This window comes from Vibrio tapetis subsp. tapetis (assembly GCF_900233005.1).
Classification (GTDB): Bacteria; Pseudomonadota; Gammaproteobacteria; order Enterobacterales; family Vibrionaceae; genus Vibrio; species Vibrio tapetis.
This window is the reverse complement of the sequence record NZ_LT960611.1, coordinates 3,653,363-3,670,879: the sequence shown is the minus strand read 5'-3', so window position 1 is coordinate 3,670,879 and position 17,517 is coordinate 3,653,363. Positions and strand designations below refer to the sequence as shown.

The 17,517-nt window shown below is 41.9% G+C and carries 13 protein-coding genes and 2 pseudogenes; 6 read left to right on the top strand and 9 right to left on the bottom strand.

Going from position 1 to position 17,517, the window contains the following annotated elements; all coding sequences use genetic code 11:
• Nucleotides 1–210 precede the first annotated feature (210 nt).
• Nucleotides 211–354: pseudogene (locus tag VTAP4600_RS26310) on the bottom strand (IS6 family transposase); the annotation flags it as partial.
• On the bottom strand, nt 354–965 hold the full coding sequence (locus VTAP4600_RS16510) for a recombinase family protein (protein WP_102524025.1): 612 nt from the start codon (nt 963–965) through the stop codon (nt 354–356). The pseudogene VTAP4600_RS26310 and the gene VTAP4600_RS16510, both read right to left, overlap by 1 nt.
• A 199-nt stretch (nt 966–1,164) precedes the next feature.
• On the opposite strand from VTAP4600_RS16510, the gene VTAP4600_RS16505 reads away from it, so the two are divergent.
• The 3 genes and pseudogenes from VTAP4600_RS16505 to VTAP4600_RS16495 all read left to right on the top strand — a co-directional run.
• The gene (locus VTAP4600_RS16505) at nt 1,165–1,479 is read left to right on the top strand and encodes a type II toxin-antitoxin system HigB family toxin (RefSeq protein ID WP_102523759.1); all 315 of its coding nucleotides are present in this window, start codon (nt 1,165–1,167) and stop codon (nt 1,477–1,479) included.
• An 8-nt stretch (nt 1,480–1,487) separates the two neighbouring features.
• On the top strand, nt 1,488–1,904 hold the full coding sequence (locus VTAP4600_RS16500) for a helix-turn-helix domain-containing protein (protein ID WP_012397051.1): 417 nt from the start codon (nt 1,488–1,490) through the stop codon (nt 1,902–1,904).
• Between the two features lie 95 nt (nt 1,905–1,999).
• Nucleotides 2,000–2,716 (top strand): annotated as a pseudogene (locus VTAP4600_RS16495) (IS6 family transposase); the annotation flags it as partial.
• Here VTAP4600_RS16495 and VTAP4600_RS26710 read toward each other — a convergent pair.
• Nucleotides 2,651–2,917: an Rpn family recombination-promoting nuclease/putative transposase gene (locus VTAP4600_RS26710; protein ID WP_415239667.1), complete on the bottom strand. Its 267-nt coding sequence runs from the start codon at nt 2,915–2,917 to the stop codon at nt 2,651–2,653. The pseudogene VTAP4600_RS16495 and the gene VTAP4600_RS26710 sit on opposite strands and share 66 nt — an antisense overlap.
• Before the next feature lie 47 nt (nt 2,918–2,964).
• Nucleotides 2,965–3,567: a DUF2913 family protein gene (locus VTAP4600_RS16485; RefSeq protein ID WP_102523758.1), complete on the bottom strand. Its 603-nt coding sequence runs from the start codon at nt 3,565–3,567 to the stop codon at nt 2,965–2,967.
• Between the two features lie 339 nt (nt 3,568–3,906).
• Between VTAP4600_RS16485 and VTAP4600_RS25800 the strand changes: the two genes are divergently transcribed.
• A complete protein-coding gene (locus VTAP4600_RS25800) occupies nt 3,907–4,116 on the top strand; it encodes a hypothetical protein (RefSeq protein ID WP_012397048.1) in 210 nt (69 codons plus the stop codon).
• Between the two features lie 139 nt (nt 4,117–4,255).
• Nucleotides 4,256–4,492, top strand: a complete 237-nt coding sequence (locus VTAP4600_RS16480) for a DinI-like family protein (RefSeq protein WP_102523757.1) — start codon at nt 4,256–4,258, stop codon at nt 4,490–4,492.
• A 1,520-nt stretch (nt 4,493–6,012) separates the two neighbouring features.
• On the opposite strand, the gene VTAP4600_RS16475 is transcribed toward VTAP4600_RS16480, so the two are convergent.
• Entirely contained in the window at nt 6,013–6,693 is a 681-nt protein-coding gene (locus VTAP4600_RS16475; protein WP_172443137.1) for a hypothetical protein, read from the bottom strand.
• 1,193 nt (nt 6,694–7,886) lie between these two features.
• Between VTAP4600_RS16475 and VTAP4600_RS16465 the strand changes: the two genes are divergently transcribed.
• Complete coding sequence (locus VTAP4600_RS16465) at nt 7,887–8,831, top strand: Abi family protein (RefSeq protein WP_228445020.1); 945 nt, start codon at nt 7,887–7,889, stop codon at nt 8,829–8,831.
• 610 nt (nt 8,832–9,441) lie between these two features.
• Here the strand turns inward: VTAP4600_RS16465 and VTAP4600_RS16460 are convergent.
• The 4 genes from VTAP4600_RS16460 to VTAP4600_RS16445 form a co-directional block, all read right to left on the bottom strand.
• Nucleotides 9,442–12,558 (bottom strand): type I restriction endonuclease subunit R, EcoR124 family, encoded by a 3,117-nt coding sequence (locus VTAP4600_RS16460; protein ID WP_012397038.1) that lies wholly within the window; start codon nt 12,556–12,558, stop codon nt 9,442–9,444.
• Between the two features lie 161 nt (nt 12,559–12,719).
• The gene (locus tag VTAP4600_RS16455) at nt 12,720–13,979 is read right to left on the bottom strand and encodes a restriction endonuclease subunit S (protein ID WP_012397037.1); all 1,260 of its coding nucleotides are present in this window, start codon (nt 13,977–13,979) and stop codon (nt 12,720–12,722) included.
• Nucleotides 13,972–16,566, bottom strand: a complete 2,595-nt coding sequence (locus tag VTAP4600_RS16450) for a type I restriction-modification system subunit M (RefSeq protein WP_012397036.1) — start codon at nt 16,564–16,566, stop codon at nt 13,972–13,974. The genes VTAP4600_RS16455 and VTAP4600_RS16450 overlap by 8 nt, the downstream gene beginning before the upstream one ends.
• A 7-nt stretch (nt 16,567–16,573) precedes the next feature.
• Complete coding sequence (locus VTAP4600_RS16445) at nt 16,574–17,515, bottom strand: nucleotidyl transferase AbiEii/AbiGii toxin family protein (protein ID WP_012397035.1); 942 nt, start codon at nt 17,513–17,515, stop codon at nt 16,574–16,576.
• Between the last annotated feature and the right edge of the window lie 2 nt (nt 17,516–17,517).

The window sequence follows — 17,517 nt, the reverse complement described above, 5'->3', positions numbered from 1 at the left end:
TGATTCGTTACCTTCTATATCGAGGTCACTCGTTATCAATGATATTAGAGTGCACAATCAAATATAAATATTATAGCAATCAATTGCTTATATATTCTTTGGCTCAATATCGGAAATTTCGTCGGTTTCGGCGTAGAACCCCATTATGTTTAATCGGGCTTGTTGCAACTAATCAGAGAATGCAGATCTACCCAGTCATGGGCTTAACGATTACTGGTAAGCTACCTCAACATTGAAGAGACGATTCATGAAGGCGGATCTCTCCCGAACAAGCATTTTACGCTCATCATGACGTAACCAGAAATTAAACTGGCCTTTGTTCAACATTCGTAGTGACTCGAATTTTTGGATGGTTAATTAGGCTCGCTTAGTTTCTTTACTTTAGCGACCGTTGAACGGCTACACCCAAGTAGCTCCTGAACCTGCGACCAACTTTTTCCTTCGCTTAGTAGTAAAGAGATATTTTCTCTTAGCTGATGGTCTGGCTTCCTACCCCGATATTTCCCTAATTTCTTGGCTTTTTCTATCCCTTGAGCTTGACGTTTTCGCCGTGTCTCATAATCATCTCTCGCCATTGCCGCGGCTAAGTCGATCATGAAGTCTGTCAGCACTTTTGAGAGCATTGAGCTTTCATCATTACTATTGAGTACACCATGCGTCATTGGTTGATCGACGACTACGATATGTAAGCCAGCTTCAACTAAATGGTCTTTGAGCCGGTTCCATTGTTCATAAGGTAAACGTGACAGCCTGTCCACCTTTTCGATGAGCAATATATCTCCTTTATGTGAATCCTCAATTAAGCGCGATAACTCGGCTCTCTCTAATTTTGAACCTGATTGGTTCTCAGTATAGAAACTTGCTATCCGTACACCTTTTTGGTCTGTAAATTGGATAAGTTCAGATTTTGCACGATTAGCGTCTTGCTCACCAGTTGATGCTCTTAGGTAGGCTCTTATGAACATAATGTTAAGTCTTGGTCTGTTTTGAGTCTGGTTTATAATATTAGTTCGCATAGGGTTATAAATCAACAATATGCGAACTAATATTGGGTCGTTAAACACTAGTTCGCATTAAGTATACTTAATTTGGACTGGTTCACTAATTGTGAACGCGGTTGTTTTGGTTTATACTGTTCACATAATGTGAATGTTGGGTAGCTTGATGCACGTAATAAGTAAAAGACCATTTAATGATGCTAAGAAAAATTTTCCTACGTGTGCCGAAGCTTTGGATGCAGCATATAAAGTATTGCGTATAAGTCGAGCTAAAACACCGGAGGAATTAAAAGCTTTGTTTCCATCATTAGATAATTGTAAGTACAGGGATAAGTTGTATGTTATTGACATTGGCGGTAACAAATTGCGATTGATGGCTTACATTGAATTTACGCAAGGGCGATTTTACGTAAAGCATATTGTTACTCATGCGGAGTATGACAAGATAATTAAATCTTATCGAAGTGAGAAGAAAAAGTAGGGGACCTCATGAATATTACACGAATGAAAGAGTTTTCTAACCAAATGATTGAAGTTATGCCTTGGATTAATGGTATCTCTACTTCTGATGAATACGACCAACTCATCGAGTTAATGGATGAGTTGGTCGAAGACTACGAAGGAAATCAAGTGCTTATTGACCTTTTATTTCCCGTTATCGAAAGATATGAATCTGAATCTGAAGAGTTCAATGAATTCAACCGTGTTGTTGGTGAGTTAGAGCCTGGGTTAGCAATGCTCAGAGTGATCATTGATCAAAATGAAATGACTCTATCAGATTTTAAAGATGAAATTGGAGCAAAATCTACAGTATCAATGATTCTGAGTGGTTCACGTTCTTTGACTCTCCGACATATTAAATCCTTGTCGGAACGCTTTAATATTCCAGCCTATATGTTCATCTAGATTGCAATTCGGATGGGGCTGTTGCAACGGGGTTGTTGCAAAAAAATCAGCCAATACTCAGAATTCAGTTCTGTCTTTTCTGATTTAGTGACTCAATGACCAATCCCGCATTCAAATGGAAACACTTTGCCCCTGAAATCATTCTTTGGTGCCTTCGTTGGTATGGTTCGACCCCAATGAGCTACGCCAATCTCAGCGACATGCTGGCAGAGTGAGGGGTTTCGGTTAATCGCTCGACCATTTATCGTTGGTTCATTGAATATGCCCCAGCATTACGCAAAAAGTTACGCTGCCATCAGTTCATCCGAACAGACTCTTCGTGGCAGCTCGATGAAACCTACGTCAAGGTGAAAGGGAAATGGCACTATCTGTATCGAGCTATCAACAAGCAAGGCGAAACACTGGACTTCTATTTCTCCCAAAAACGTAATAAAAACGCGGCTTATCAGTTCTTGAAACGGTGTCTAAGATACTATGATGTAGACACTCAGCCTAAGACCTTGAACACGGACAAGCATTCTTCGTATGCTCATGCTATTTCGCGCCTGAAGAAAGAGGGGTGGCTGCGAGCGGATGTCGAGCAACGGCAAGTAAAGTATCTCAATAATGGTATCGAGTCCGATCACGCCCCCATCAAGAAGCTCGTCGTCAGCACCGGTGGTTTTAAAATACGAAAGCGAGCCTGGTCAACCATCGAGGGATTCGAATCACTGCGAATTTTGAACAAAGGCCAGTTTGATTTCTGGTTACGTGATGATGAGCGTAAAACGCTTGTTCGGGAGAGATCCGCCTTCATGAATCGCCTCTTCAGTTACGCACATTACTGGGTAGATCTGCATTCTCTGATTAGTTGCAACAGCCCCCAAAAACGACGTCGATTTCAGTTGCAGCGTGGAAAGATCGCACAATGCCTGAATGTCGGGCGGTAAGTGGATTTCTAGAAAATCCTTTGCCACCTCAGGCAGCGTTAAAAAGGATTTAAATAAACCGTCGTGAGGGTTGTTCGTTGCCATCGTTGCGTTATCTCATTGTTAATGTGATACGTTCATCGCACTTCCCGTTAGCCTTCAACCAGATTGATGTCTAAAGGATGAACCAAAAGGTGCGCTTGGTGTGTCTTCTCATTCCATTCTTTCATCTCCGCCACAAATAAACCGTGTCGGTTGATGCACTCAATCAGCTCAGGCGCGCGCTCTAACTCGATGAGCATTGAAATGGGGCTCACTTGCCGGTACTCAGCATCAAAGCCCTGCTCTAATTGCTCTTCAAGTAAATACAGTATGCCGGGCTTGGTTTGCATCCCTTTTTCAAACAGTTGAGACTCGATGCCTTCTTCATCATAAAGGCAGACCAACAAGTGATAAAGCTTCTCCGCTCCTTTAAGCTTAGATTGCTTCGCCAGGGCGTTTAACTCATGCAGTTTCATTTCTAAGTTCCCTCCGCTCTTTCTGGCTGAGTTTACCATGAGCTTAATGTCTTTCTTAATGCTTGATAACGATGTGTCGCTTAATTTAGGCTTGAGATATTTAATCAGTATCTCATTACGGCGATTCACCGGAACATAACGGGTCGTCGTTGATATCTGAAAGAACAAGTGAAGTAACGCGTGCGTCACCGTGTCGTGTAAATGATAATAGTAATTAAAATCGCGTTTTATTTGCATGCTTGCTGGTCTGACTCTCTATCTATGGCGCTCTTGGCGCTGCGGATCCCCTGGGGAAAGCGAAAAGAAGGGTTCGTTTACACGAACCAGCACTATTCTAGTGCCTATGGCGATTCAAATCCTTATTTTTGGTTCGTTTACGGATAAAAATTGAACTCGGTGCATGCTGGCTTTGGCTTTGGCTTTGGCTTTGGCTTTGGCTTTGGCTTTGGGGCAGAGAATACTCAAGCATCAGTGAGGTGTTTTTTGTTCTTTTCGCAAAGCCTTGCCTTTTCTTAGCGTTCTCGCTTCGCTCGGTTTATTCCGTCGCCTCCCGCCTCCCGCCTCCCGCGATAACGCATGCCACCGATATCGAGCAAAGCTCGATGTGCCATTGCGTTCCTGCCAACAACGGTGATTTTCAAGCGACTTCTCTTTGTTACTCAGCAATATCTTAATGGCTCTCTTGATATGACTAAAGAGCTGATCAGAAAAACCGTTCTACAGTCACCGGAGCCGCTGACCATAAATGAATACATTAAACTGGTCGAGCTTTTGGAGAGCGACTGATCCGCTCTCCAGACAGTTCAAAAGGAACGGGCAGGTTTTTTGAGATTAATAGGCAAATATTAAAGCGCTTTACATAAAAATACGCGGTATGATACTGTATTTTCATACAGTATTACGTGTGGCTCTGGAGGCGTTAATTATGCGAGTTGAAATGATGGTTCAAAAGGATAAGTTACCTAAAAACGGGCTCTCTTTGATCACGGTTGAGTTAGAGAAAAGGCTGCATGGGATCTTTCCTGATGCAAAAGTCCGTGTACGTGCTGGCACGAGTAATCGACTCGATATTTATGCACATAAAGATAAAAAAACTCTCGCAAATAACATTGTTGAGCAAGCGTTTAATGAAGCTGATGAGTGGCTTTTTTCTGAATCTTAATGTTGTCTACTATTCACCTCATACTGGTCTAGGTCTAGGTCTAGGTCTGTTTGTCTAAGGAGGGGCTGAGAATTATCAAGCATCAATGCGCTGTTTTTTGAGATATATTTTCGCAAATCCTGACCTTTTCTTGGGCGTTCTCGCTTCGCTCCGTTCATTCCGTCGCTTCGCTCCTCCCGCGATAACGCATGACACGAATATCGAGCAAAGCTCGATGTGCCATTGCGTTCCTGCGAACAATCACCCAACGCCTCCGCTTACTGCGTTCGCTACGCCTCGTCATTCTTCCTCGTTGCCTTTCACTGCCTGTCATTAAGACAGAGTAAGGGCCGAGTTTTTTATGCGCCGATTTTCCTTTCTACTCGCATCACCTTACGGACTCGCAAGCTGTTAACCATGATCTTTCAGAACCCCAATAACAAGGGTATATGAACGCTTCGCGCCCTTGTTATTGAGAACCATGAAAGCCCGATGGACAGCTAAGCAGCTCCGAAAGGTGATACTCAGACAAAAAGGATACTCCCCATGGGCGCAACATAACTCAACCCTCACTCTCTCTACATGCCAAACAGCGACTAGCGTCTCGCCACTAGAGCACGAATGCTCAGCATAACATGATGTCTCTCTGTCCGAGAGCGCAAGGGGCTTCACTCAATTGATTAACTCCTATTCAAAACAGATCTAAGCGCATCCGGGAAGGTTTAAATGATGAAGCCTCTGTTGAGTATCTAGAAAAATCCCTGTGGAAAATGAGCCAAGCAGTCGCCCTTGCTGTTGGTGGCGCAAACGGATTAGGTTCCTTCCCCCCAAATTTTTTTGTGGCCCTCCCTAAAAAGGGCCCTTGTTAAATTTTTACTTCAAACCCAATTGACCGAAACTAGAACCCGGGTTTTTTTTTCAGCCCCTTGGTTTGGGAAAAGGGGGGGGGGCAGAAACAAAATGGGGTAAAAAAAAACCCCCCCCGCAACCACACCCAAAACCCAGTGGGGCCGGGCCCCTTTTTTTTTATTGCCCCCCCGGGTTGTTGTTTGGGGGAATTTTTGGGGGCAACGGGCGGGGGGGGGGAAATGTTGGTGTTTTAAAAACCCCCACGGGGGAGGGGGGGGGTATTGTTTCCCCCCCCTTTTTTTTTTCTTTTCATTTTTGGTCTGGGAACTCTTTCACAAAAAGGGTAAAAAATATACCCAAGAAAAGGCGGGGGAGAATTTCTCTCTCCCAATTTTCCTCCCAAAAAACCCAAAAAGGGGTTTAAAAACCTGGGTTGCAATTTTTTCTAAGGCCCCAAGGGCCATTCAACAAATTAGGGGAATTTAATTTCCTGGGCAATTTTTATCCGGAAAATGTAACGTTTAAAAAATTTTTTTTAAATCTTAAATGAATTTTTTTACCTTTCTTGGATTTAAAAGTTTGAAGGGATTGATTGCAACTAACCAGAATTCTTATGGGATTTACCGACAAAACCGAACTACTGCATCTGAAATTTATTTGATGTCCCAATTAGACGACCTTCAATGTCAGATTTATTTAAATGCACTTTCAATCACTCGATTAGCCGTAACGATTAACTGATTTACTTCATGGACATAGTCTGCCTTATTCCTTGTGCGAGATAGGTTAACAAGCCCTTCAATCAAGGCAGCTTTCCCTTCTGAGTTCCCCTTTAAAATCTTCGCTCTAAGGCCTTGAATTTCTTGGCTTGTAAGTTTAGATTCAACTATAGATTCAAATTCTATAATATTTTTTGTTGTTTTATACTCTTGATTGAAGAGTGTATTCATATTACAAATTAGTGCGTACCATGGTATCAAGGAGGACTTGCCAAATTCTAATATTTTATCTTTATTTTCACCAAGATATCGTTCAGTGTCTTTAACAACGCTTGAATTATTTTCCATTATTTGCATGTAAAAATTAGCAAGATCTAGCTTTTGTTTATTATATTCATCGAGATTTAGATCTGATATATATCTTTTGTATATACTTCTTGCCAATTCGAAAAACTGAAAAGTTCTTAAGGCTAAAAATATTGTAATATAAGCCTTTTCCATAAATTCTGCACAAATAGATTCTTCATTGCACAGTGACGTAAAAAGTAGACAACCATTTAATAGTGAATCTATAACATTAGTCTGGCTAGTATAAATAGAAAATCTAGCGTAATGACCATAATACAAAACGTCATCAGCATGAGAGCAAATCAATATGTCTCCTCTGCATGAACCCGGGCTTCTTGGCAGATAGCCCGCGTCCACTCTAATTTTTCCAAAATAGAACTAAACTGTATAAAAAACTCGTGTTGACAATCATATTTTTTTGATAGGACTTTAGATATCCCTAGGCAAATAGCTCTTGGAGGCATCTCTGCATTTAGTTCACTAACATCTATTGGTTCACTAACATACTTATCCAGCATAGATCTTGTGCAACAATATATATTTAATTTCTCACTTTCATCTAAATATGGTAGTTTAAAATTTAGTATTCTTATACCTTTTTTCACACGTTCCAAAACACCTTTTAAAAAAGCTTATGAATAGTTCCATATCAATTTCATGTGATACATTGCTTCCTTTATAATTAGGTTTATAGCTAACAGCTTCGACCTTATTAAGAAGCAACATCAGTAAATAAGGGACAGAGTTAGAACCTATCTCATGAAGTTCATGTGATAAGTTAGCAGACATTTGTCTTAAATCATCAACTTCTGATCCATTAATTAAATATAATATTTCATCTATTTTTTTAGTATATCTTCATCAACGTCGTTACCTAACGACACCTTCTCAAGAAATAATTTTTTTAACTCTATAATTTTTTGATTCATTCTACTACCTATCTTTATTTTTATTAAATTCTAACCAACCATTAAGAACAGAAAACATGATGACTAATATTGAAACCTTAGCAACTAACGATTTATCTGCGGATCAATTCCGTATATTAAACTATGGAATCGAATGCGTATCAACCCAAAGTAAAGTTTATACAGAACTATAGAGCATCATCGTTATTGGAGATGCTTACTATTAGGTTTAGTAATGTCTTCTTTAGTGGTCGAAACAAACTTTGGGGCATAAATCAGTTTCGGAAAACCATACATTAGCAAATCATGAATAACTACAGGTGTGGCAAATAGCACAATTGACGTGCAGGACGCACCGGATGATGTGTCGAAACATCTACCTTACGAAGACCGCACTCGCCTGAGAAAAGTATTAAGGCCGCCACCCTTCTAGAGCAGATCGCTCAATTTACTTTTATAGAGGCTCGGGCTTATTCAACACTTGGGATTTAACGTTGGCTACGCGGCGCTTAATCCTTATCTGTTAAATGCATTTAGACGCCTTTGCATAACTGGCATATAATGTTCCTTTTGCTCTCTAACCACAAGCATATGAAACCTAACAATATTAGTGAAACCATCAATACGATATCATCAGATCGCCTTAACAGTTATCGTAATTACTTTAACCTCGCATCAGATGAGGAATGCTTAGGTGTATACTTGTGGAATGATGCACTATCAGCATCATTTTTTAAGCTAATTAGTATATTTGAAGTAGCCTTGCGAAATACTATTCATAGAGAGCTGTCTCGTCAACTTGAAGCAAATCGCCAACAAGGGCACGTATTTGACAATGATTGGTATGAGCACCTAATTGCACAAAATCATTTACACCCAAAAACTATAGATCTAATTAGAAAGGTGACTCACCTAAAATCGAGAAGACGAAGGTTAACTGCCAAACACCCAGTTCCCACACCGGGAAAGGTGATTGCGGCACAAAGCTTTGGCTTTTGGAGTTTTTTGATTACTCATACTGTAGGAAATAACACTGTTGACTGGAAAAATGTTCTATTTAATGGACTAAAGGGGCACTTTGCAGTGCACTCAACTTATTGGACTCAAGATGCAATAGACGATTTTCTCAACCGTTTAAGCCAAGTAAATGAGCTGAGGAATCGTATTGCTCATCATGAACCTATATGGAAATTTACAGAAGTTAAGCATCATCGTACAAACACCGTAATTTATCCTGCAGCATCAACACCAGAAGAAAGCATGCAACGCATGAGAACGCTTAATGACAGAATGTGCAGATTGTTAGGTTGGATTTCTGAAGATAGGAAGAATGACTACCTCGAATCTCATTACAAAGCTCATTTTGACTGGCTAACTAGTTTAGAAGCGTTGAATGTATATAAATCACTTTCTTATAGTAATATGCTTACACCGACTCAAGCGAAAAGACAGTTTAACTCCATCATAAAAAGTTCAAAAGTATACGAGATCGTGGGCAAGCGTGGGGTCGTTACAATCCTACCTGGAGTTGTATAGTTGACACTAGAGCCACTATGTATCATAATTCAGTCACTAGCTCGTCAGACTAAAGTTTTGGTAATAAAATTCTCGCCAATGACTCTGACTTGAGCACTCTAGAGAGCACCCCGCGGGGTGCTTTTCGCTTTTCTGGTGCAAGATAAATCAAATCAAATCCATTTAACGCTATATAGATGCATTTTTTCTGATTATATGCGACTAATCATAACGCTAATTATACTCCCGCTCAATCTAATGCCCGTATTGCCTAGCGACTAGGATGTGAACTTCAGAAATTGCCGAAAGTTTTCGTATAACTCCGGCGGATTCTGAGCAAGCAATACGATTTTCAACCTACAAACGCCCAAAATAAGCTCGGCCTAACGCTCTTGCATCGGATTAGATTTGATAGGGAAAACGCACGCTCCCTAGAGGGTGTAGAGCATTTGTTCTAACGCAAAAAGGGGCATAAACGTTCTAGCAGTGATCGTGCTGGCACGTCTCTGGACAATTATCAGTTAGAGTAAAAACCCAAGTAAATATGTTTACTCGGGCTTTATTTTTCCGCCAACAAGTACATGTGATTTTATAGGCTGTTTTTTGCATAAAAATTATATGGAATTGTACTTTAATCTTCTTTTTGTAAAACAAACTCTCTTAGAAGCTTATCCAGCTCGATGTTCACCTTAGGTGGCGGTAACGTTTTATCTAACTTTGCTTCCAAATAAGCCTTTGCCTTGGCTTTATCGACACTGGCTTTCAGTGTGTCAAAGCGTCCGAAGTTATTCAGGTTTGCAGCAGTAACCTGACCTGTTTTCAGTGATTTTAGCAGTTGCCCATCTAGCCCCAACGCATCGACAATAATTTGCAAAGCTTCATTTTCTTCTTCTACTTGCGCCCTAGTAATGTAGTCCTGCAATGTTTTCCCGGATTCGATAATCAAGTTACCTGCTTGTACATCAATAAGCAGTTTATGGGCTTGCTTTTGCTCATCTTGACTTAAACTCGCAAAAGATTTGTGTAGCTCATCTCGTGTTTGCTGCATCTGCTCAGGCGTAACATTGGGTTGGCTAAGCTGTTTTAGAAACTTAGAAAACTGTGCATTCATATAGTTATGATCAATTCGCCCCGTGTTTTGCTCTGTCAAATAACCCCAAATGGCGTAAGGTACGGCGGGCTCATTCCCCCCACCGTCACCACCAGATGATAGCTCTTTATAGCGCTGCAATAGGGTTTGATGCTGCGATTCGGTAAAGGCCACATCTACCGCACTGCCCGTATCCTCAAACTGATAGCTGCTTTCCTGCCAGTCGAATCCTTGCACTTTGGCCGCTTCTAAATACTTATTGAACTCATTGAATAAGCTCGCAAACTTAGCTTGAACAGCCTCGTCTTTCGGCAGCTGCCCAAAGTACGTGATTTGCTCATTGTTAAACAGCACTTCAATGTCTGCGAACACCTCATTGAGGTGATTAAGATTATCTTCCAGCTTATCGACGAAGACACCAAAAGGACGATCCCCAGAGTAAAGCTTGAGCGCTTTATTGATGTTCTGCTCCATGGTATGTGGTTTACGGTAATAACGGATATTCCCGAAAGGTTTATCCAAACCGAACAGACGGTTAGTGCGTGAAAACGCCTGAATGATATTGGCGTATTCCAGCGTCTTATCCAGATAGAGGGTATTCACCCATTTTGAATCGTACCCCGTCAGCATTTGGTCAACGACAATCAACAGGTGCAATTGTTGATCTGGTTGCTGCTCTGCGTGTTGGTAAGGCTTTTTATGGGCGAGTCGTGCCGCGATATCCTTTTTAAACTGCGCATGGGTTGGCAGGGTATAAGTGGTGTTGTAGGTGTTATTGTAATCTTCAATAATCTCGGTTAAGCCGGCCTCTTTTGCTATCGCGCCGCCTTTATTGTCAATATTCGGGTCAAACAGAGCTGTAACCTTCAAATGAGGGGCTTGTTGCTTAAATAGGCGATAATATTCCAGCGCTTCGGGAATGTTATGGGTGGCAAAAATACCATGAAACTTGTTGGCGCGGCTGAATCGTGTCCAGTTACCCAGTATGTCATCCATCACTTTTTGCTTATGCTCGATGCGGTCATATTGACTGGCTGGCAGCAATGCCTCAATGCCACGCACGGTTTTGCCGTTAATCTCGGACGTAGCCATGGGCACTCGTGCACTGTCCATGTACTTATCGTAAGCTTTTTCTTTTACTGGATCGCCAAACACTTCCGCATGTGTATTCACTTTGGCCTTTTCGAGGGCAACAGCGCTCCGTAAATCGCTATCTTTGTAGGTCATCACCTTATAGGGATCAAATCCCAGCACGTTGCCGTCACGAATGCCATCGCGAATGCTATAACGGTGTAGTTCATCGCCAAAAATCGTACTGGTCGTGCTGTCTTTCTTTTGGTTTTCTTCCTGAATCGGGGTGCCAGTAAAGCCAAAAAACACCGCATTAGGGAATGTTTTTTTAATGTCAGTTAGCATATCGCCAAAGGTAGAGCGGTGCGCTTCGTCAACAATAAAGGCAATACGCTTTTGGTTAATTTTCTCAATATCGGCGGTTTTTAACTGACCTTCATCCTGAATGTTACTCATTTTTTGGATAGAGGTAACAATGAGGCAATCGCCAGGCTTGGTGCTTTTTAGCTTGGTGATTAATACATGGGTATTTTCCGTGCCCTGAACTTCATCCGTGGCATCGGCAAAACTGCGATACTCTTCCAACGACTGAGTGCCCAGCTCAATACGATCCATCAGAAATACGACTTTATCGGCATCCCCTGAGTTAGCGATAAGCTGCGCGGATTTAAAGCTGGTCATGGTTTTACCAGAGCCTGTGGTGTGCCAGATATAACCACCTTTGTTTTTCACCGACCAGTCAAGGCCACTTATCTTGCTGGAAATGGCGTTAGTGGCATAGTACTGATAGCTGCGCATCACCTTTAATACGCCATCAGCATTGTCGGCCACAGTGTAAAAACCTATTAACTGGTGTGCCATAGGGATAGAAAGCAGATCAGTAATCACTTTATGCCAATGGTTCACCGGCTCGTTAGAAAAATCTGCCCATTGGAAGTAGTAATCGTGATTAAAGCGGCCATCTTTGCCGGGATTGGCAAAATAGAGGCTGTGGTCTGGGGTCATCGCCACAAATACTTGCACCAGTGCAATAATGCCTGCGCTAAAGTGGCCTTCATGAGTGTATTTCTCTATTTGGTTGCACGCTTCGATCACGGGTACACCGGAACGTTTTAGCTCCAGATGGATGACAGGCATGCCGTTAATCAGCAATAGCAGATCGCCTCTGCGGTCATGCTGCACGGCACTTTTGCGGTTAAATCTTGGCTGCTGAACAATTTGATACCGGCTCTTACCCGCCGCGATCTCTTGGCGGTCGTAGATATGCAGGCTGATCTCTTTGCCATAATGCAGCGCATCGTCGGGGTTATCTCGCTTTATGGATACGGTTTTACCGTTAATAAAGCCATTGAGTTTTAAAGGCGTTTTAAGCGAGGTTATCTGTTCAACAATCTGCTGCATCTCGCTGCCGGTTAGCGGTGCGTTATTGAGGCGATCAATGCTATTGTTATTTTGAAAGAGAATATCTGCCCAGTTTTGCAGTAAATCCGCTTCAGTGAGGTTTTTTAGAACAGTATCTTCCCAGCCTTTTTTACAAAGTTCGGTAATTACATCCTGTTCGAATAAAGCTTCTTTGGTGTAGGTCACAACCTGTCCTTGCTGACGTTGGCTCGCAATCCGCCGTCTATTTGCAGAGGTTGACGCGAGGGGCTAAATATATATTTTATGCTGGTCTGTTTGTGCGCTTACACCAGATTTGATGTGAGGGCGCTGAGATTCAAGCGATTAAACTTAATGGATGAAAATCATCACACAAACATCTTTGCCAGATACGTCTGTTTCAGATTTTTCAGCTTATCTATCTGCTGCTGTTGTAGGTTGATCAAACGGTCAAGGTTTTGGAAATACTCAGCGATTTTGGTTTGTTCTTTTATAGTAGGCATAGGAACAAGTAAATCTTTTATGTCACTATTTCTAACATGAACAACTGATTTTCCTTGAGCTTTTTTCGCTAGCTCAGCCTGACAACAACTATAAGTTATGATGAGTGCCAAAAAGCTAGGTAGAATTTTATTATTTGGATAAATTATATTTAAGTCTCCACCCAGTATTACATTAGGTTGTAAAACCGCTGAAGCACGAGCAATATCTTCCGCACTTTCCCCTGACGCAGGTACGATGACCTCTCTTCCTTTACTCATAATACCTTTGCTCTCAGAGCTAACAAATGTATCGACCTCTGTGATGATTGTTTGATAATTGGTATATAAACGACCATACAGCACGATAGGGACTCCAAACGTATTCAAGTCGCCTTTTGTAAACCCCTTTCCTTTGTTAAAGCTGGCATTTGTTCCCAAAGGCTCAACTTCCCATTTCTCACTAAACCCAGCAAAACGCAGTTCAGGCACCGTCTGTCCAGCTTTAGGGAACATTTTACCCAGCATGGCTTTCTTTAGCTGTTGCAGCTTGGCGAACTTGTCTTGGTGTAGCTTTAGTTGCTTGTCGACATTTTGAAAATAATAACCTAGGGATGTTTGCTCAACTTTGTTTGGAAAAAAAAACTTGCTACTTTTTACTTTATCTGGTGAAGAATGCTTAACAGTCGTGCCAGAGGATGTTGCAACTATTTGGTTTCGATATGTGTCCGTACTTAAAAGATAAAAAAGAAATCCATAGTCACCTTTGTATTGAATTAACTTACCCAAACGCTGATTGTGTAAGTAAGTCGTTCCATCATCAGGGACAATAGCGGGAAGCCCTAACATTTGTGCAGTTGGAGTTAGGTCTGTCATCGTGATGAAAACATCACCAGCTGCAAATATAAACTTTTGGGGTGTTTTCCCTTCTAGTTTATAATTTTGACCTTTCCCATATTGAAAACCCCCACCAATATGCACACTTCCCGGTGTCAATACTTCATAACCAGTTTTATCTTTACAGAAATACTCACTTTTAAACGCATAGCCATTTGCCAATGATAAAACGTCTCCAAGTGGCTTTTCTTCCCACTCATCTTCAAATCCTTCAAAACGTATAGTAGGTAAAGCGAGTTTTCCTTTACTCATGCTGTCCACCTGCTAATGCTTTACCTTGCAGGAAGCCTTTTAACGCTTTGATGCCCAGCATATCGAAATCACTCCCTTGTAGCTCACCCATCATTTCAGCTAGTTGCTGCTCGACTTGCTGGGTTTCATTGGCTATATCGCCATAGGTTTGGGCGTATTTGTCTGCTAACGCTTGCAGTTTATTAGTTAAGCGTTGGATGAGCTGTTGTGGCAACTGTGCTAATGACTGTACGATGGGTTGCACCCATTTAAGTAGCAGTAGGTGCTCGATTTCTGATTTAGTCAATTCAGTGATCTTTTTCTTAGTCGCTTCTAGCAAGGTTTCATCTGCAGTTTTAAGGCTCTTTTTCAGCGTTTTTTCTTCACTTTGCAGCTTTGAAACGGCTAACAATGTGTTCTCAAAGCCGTCTTTAGCAAAGGTTTCACCACGCTTTTTATCAGCTTTGATTTGCTTCACTTCTTTGTTTAGTTCAACATTCACAAAAGCCGTTTTATCTTCATTGACGCAAGCGGACTCTTTATCGTCTTCACTCAAGCCATTAAAGAGTTCTTCAATCTCGGTATTAATGGTTTGCAGACGTTCGCTGATGGTTTGAATGTGTTTTAACTCTTCCTTAAAGTAGGTTTTCTCAACTAACTCAAAAGGAAAGATATGACCAAGCCAGCCTTCTTGTACTTGTACCTCTTTGCCTTTCTGTTTTTTGGTAACCATCTTAGGCTCCACCTTTTTACAGGTGTCCATGCCTTCGGTTTGGATCATCTCTAAATCTGCCCCAAGCTGCTGCCATTTGGCATCCAGCATTTGATAGGCGTCGTATTTGTCAATCAAGGCAATGCCTTGCAAACGGCGGAAGATCTCATCACTGATAATACCTCGCTGTCGCGAACGTTTTACCTGTAATAACTCGGTGATCAAACTTTGCTTTAGGTAGGCTTCAAAGTCGCCGAACGCCTGTTTATATTGGCCGTTAAACCGTTGGGTGTCCTCATGGGCGGTGATGGCGGCTTTCACATCTTCCACGCTTAGTGCGGAGTATTCGCTAGAGGTTGCAGTAAACAAGCTCGCTTTAAGGCTTGGCATTGCCTGCCAATAGGGGCTTAACGCCGCAAGTTCGCTGTTGGGGATATCCCCGAACATGGATGCGTAGATATCCCAGCTTTCAGCCTCATCAGATGAGTCGACATAACGTGGAATGTTCAGATTGTAACCGTTCTCTCGGATCGTCTGTCGGTTGACCAGTGCAGAAAATTTTAGCTGAGATTGGCGGCTAACCACGGTATCCACAATGCGCTTGATGTCGCAGGCACGTAGCTTGTTGTTTTTTCCTTCTTTAACGAAGCCTTTTGAGGCATCAATGATGAGTACGTCATCGTTGTTTCGGGTTTGCTTGAGCACCAAAACAATAGTGGGAATACCCGTACCAAAGAAAACATTGGCAGGCAGCCCGATAATGGCGTCAATGTGGTTCTTTTCTATTAGGTTTTCACGAATTTTACCTTCATCCCCCCCACGGAACAGTACCCCATGAGGCAATACAATGGTCATGATGCCATCGGGTTTTATGTGGTATAGGTCATGCAGCAAGAAGGCGTAATCCGCTTTGGTTTTTGGCGCAAGGCCAAATGGCGAATAACGCGGATCTTTATCTTTAAACTCCGGGTCCCACTTTTGTGAATAAGGCGGGTTTGAAACGACGGCATCCACTCGCAGCGGCTCATGGGTTTTATTGCTATCAATTGGCCAGTCATCTTCTAGCGTATCTGCATTGCGGGTGATGATGTCGTTAGGCAAAATCCCACGCATAAATAGGTTCATACGGGTTAAGTTGTAGGTGTTTTTCTTGAGCTCTTGGGCAAAATAACGAATGTTATTCTCACCACCTAGACGATTTTCTACCGATTGACCGATGTTGATCAGCAACGAGCCTGAGCCACTGGTTGGATCGTAAATTTGAATTTTTTCTCGGTCCTTAAGGTGGTCAGCCATGATCTCTGACATCAGTACCGAGACTTCGTGAGGCGTATAAAATTCGCCGGCTTTTTTCCCCGCGTTAGCAGCAAATTGGCTGATTAAGTATTCGTAGATAAAGCCGAGTACATCATAGTCTTGCTTGCCTTTCATTGGGATGTCGTTGATCAAGTGGATCAAGCTTCTCGCCGCTTTAGTTTGTGATGCGGCATTTTCCCCTAACTTACTAAGGCCAGTCTCTAGCGTGTTAAAGATGCCCTCAAACAGATCTTTATGGGCAGGGTTAATCAAGCGACCAAACGCTGATAATGCATCACGGACGTAGGCAATGTCGAAATCTTGTCCGTCTTCTACCCAAGTAGAAAACAGATTGTCGTAGGCGATGAAATAGCCAATCTCATTTCGTACATAATTCAGGGTGTCTTCGTCTTGCTCGTTGAGTTCTTTGATTGATTGTTCATCAAATTCGTTATTGATCAGAAACTGAACTTGCTTATCTGACAAGAACTTATAAAAGATAAAACCCAAGATGTAATCTTTGTAGTCGTTCGCTTCAATTTTAGAACGCATTTGGTTTGCCGATTCCCAAATTTTGGCGGCAAGTTGTTGTTTATTCATTATCTACTCAAATTGTTTTAATCAATGATTCAGCGATGCGTTTAAATGAGGCAAAGCAGGTATCAAAATCATGGGGTTCGGTGTTAAACACCATTGGCGTAACAAAGTCTTGAAAGCGTTGGCGGAAAATCGGGTTGTCTTCTAGCTCTTGTAAGCCAAGGCGTAGCTCCTTAATAGGGGCAGCGACAAACTCAGCATGCTGGTTACCAAAGCGGTCGATATCTTCTTTCAATACTGTGAGAAATAATGAGGTTAGTGACTCAATATCTAGCGTCTGCGCTGTATCAATGCAATGAACGTCGTAGATATGACGGACCAACGTGACATCATCTTTACGTTCGGTGTCACGCTTAACCAACATAGTACGACGTAACATAGAAAGTACTTTCTCCACTAATGTTGCGTAAACAGAAACACAAGCGAATGCGCTGACCTCTTGTGGTTGCTTATAAAGCTCTGCAACTAACGATTGAATTCCTCGGTCTTCTACTTCTAGAAGCGGAATAGTTTCCATCAGCTCTAATTTGATGATTGGTCGCAAGCATGGAGCTTGGTTGAATTGTTGAGGATATTTAAGTTCATACTCCACATAACGGTATTCATCACGAACAAGTCGGCTTTCAACTGTAAATTGCTGAGATCGCGCAATCACCTGCTCTATTTGCTCGATAAGCATTTTACGTGCGGTTTTCTTTTTACCACGACTCAACGCATCAAACTCTTTACTTGGGATCAGTTTAATATCAACGTCTTCTGACATCCGTAGGATTTTGACATTAGATTTGGCTAATGCCGTACCACCTGCAAAAACCAATTGGTGAGTTTCAAAGGTAAGTTTTTCTAGCTCAGCAAGCAGAGCAACAACCCAGTAATCTTTTTCAATAATGGCTGGGTTTCCTAGCGCTAAAGCATCGGAAACCTCAAGGAATTGTTGTTTTAGTTTTTTCATCG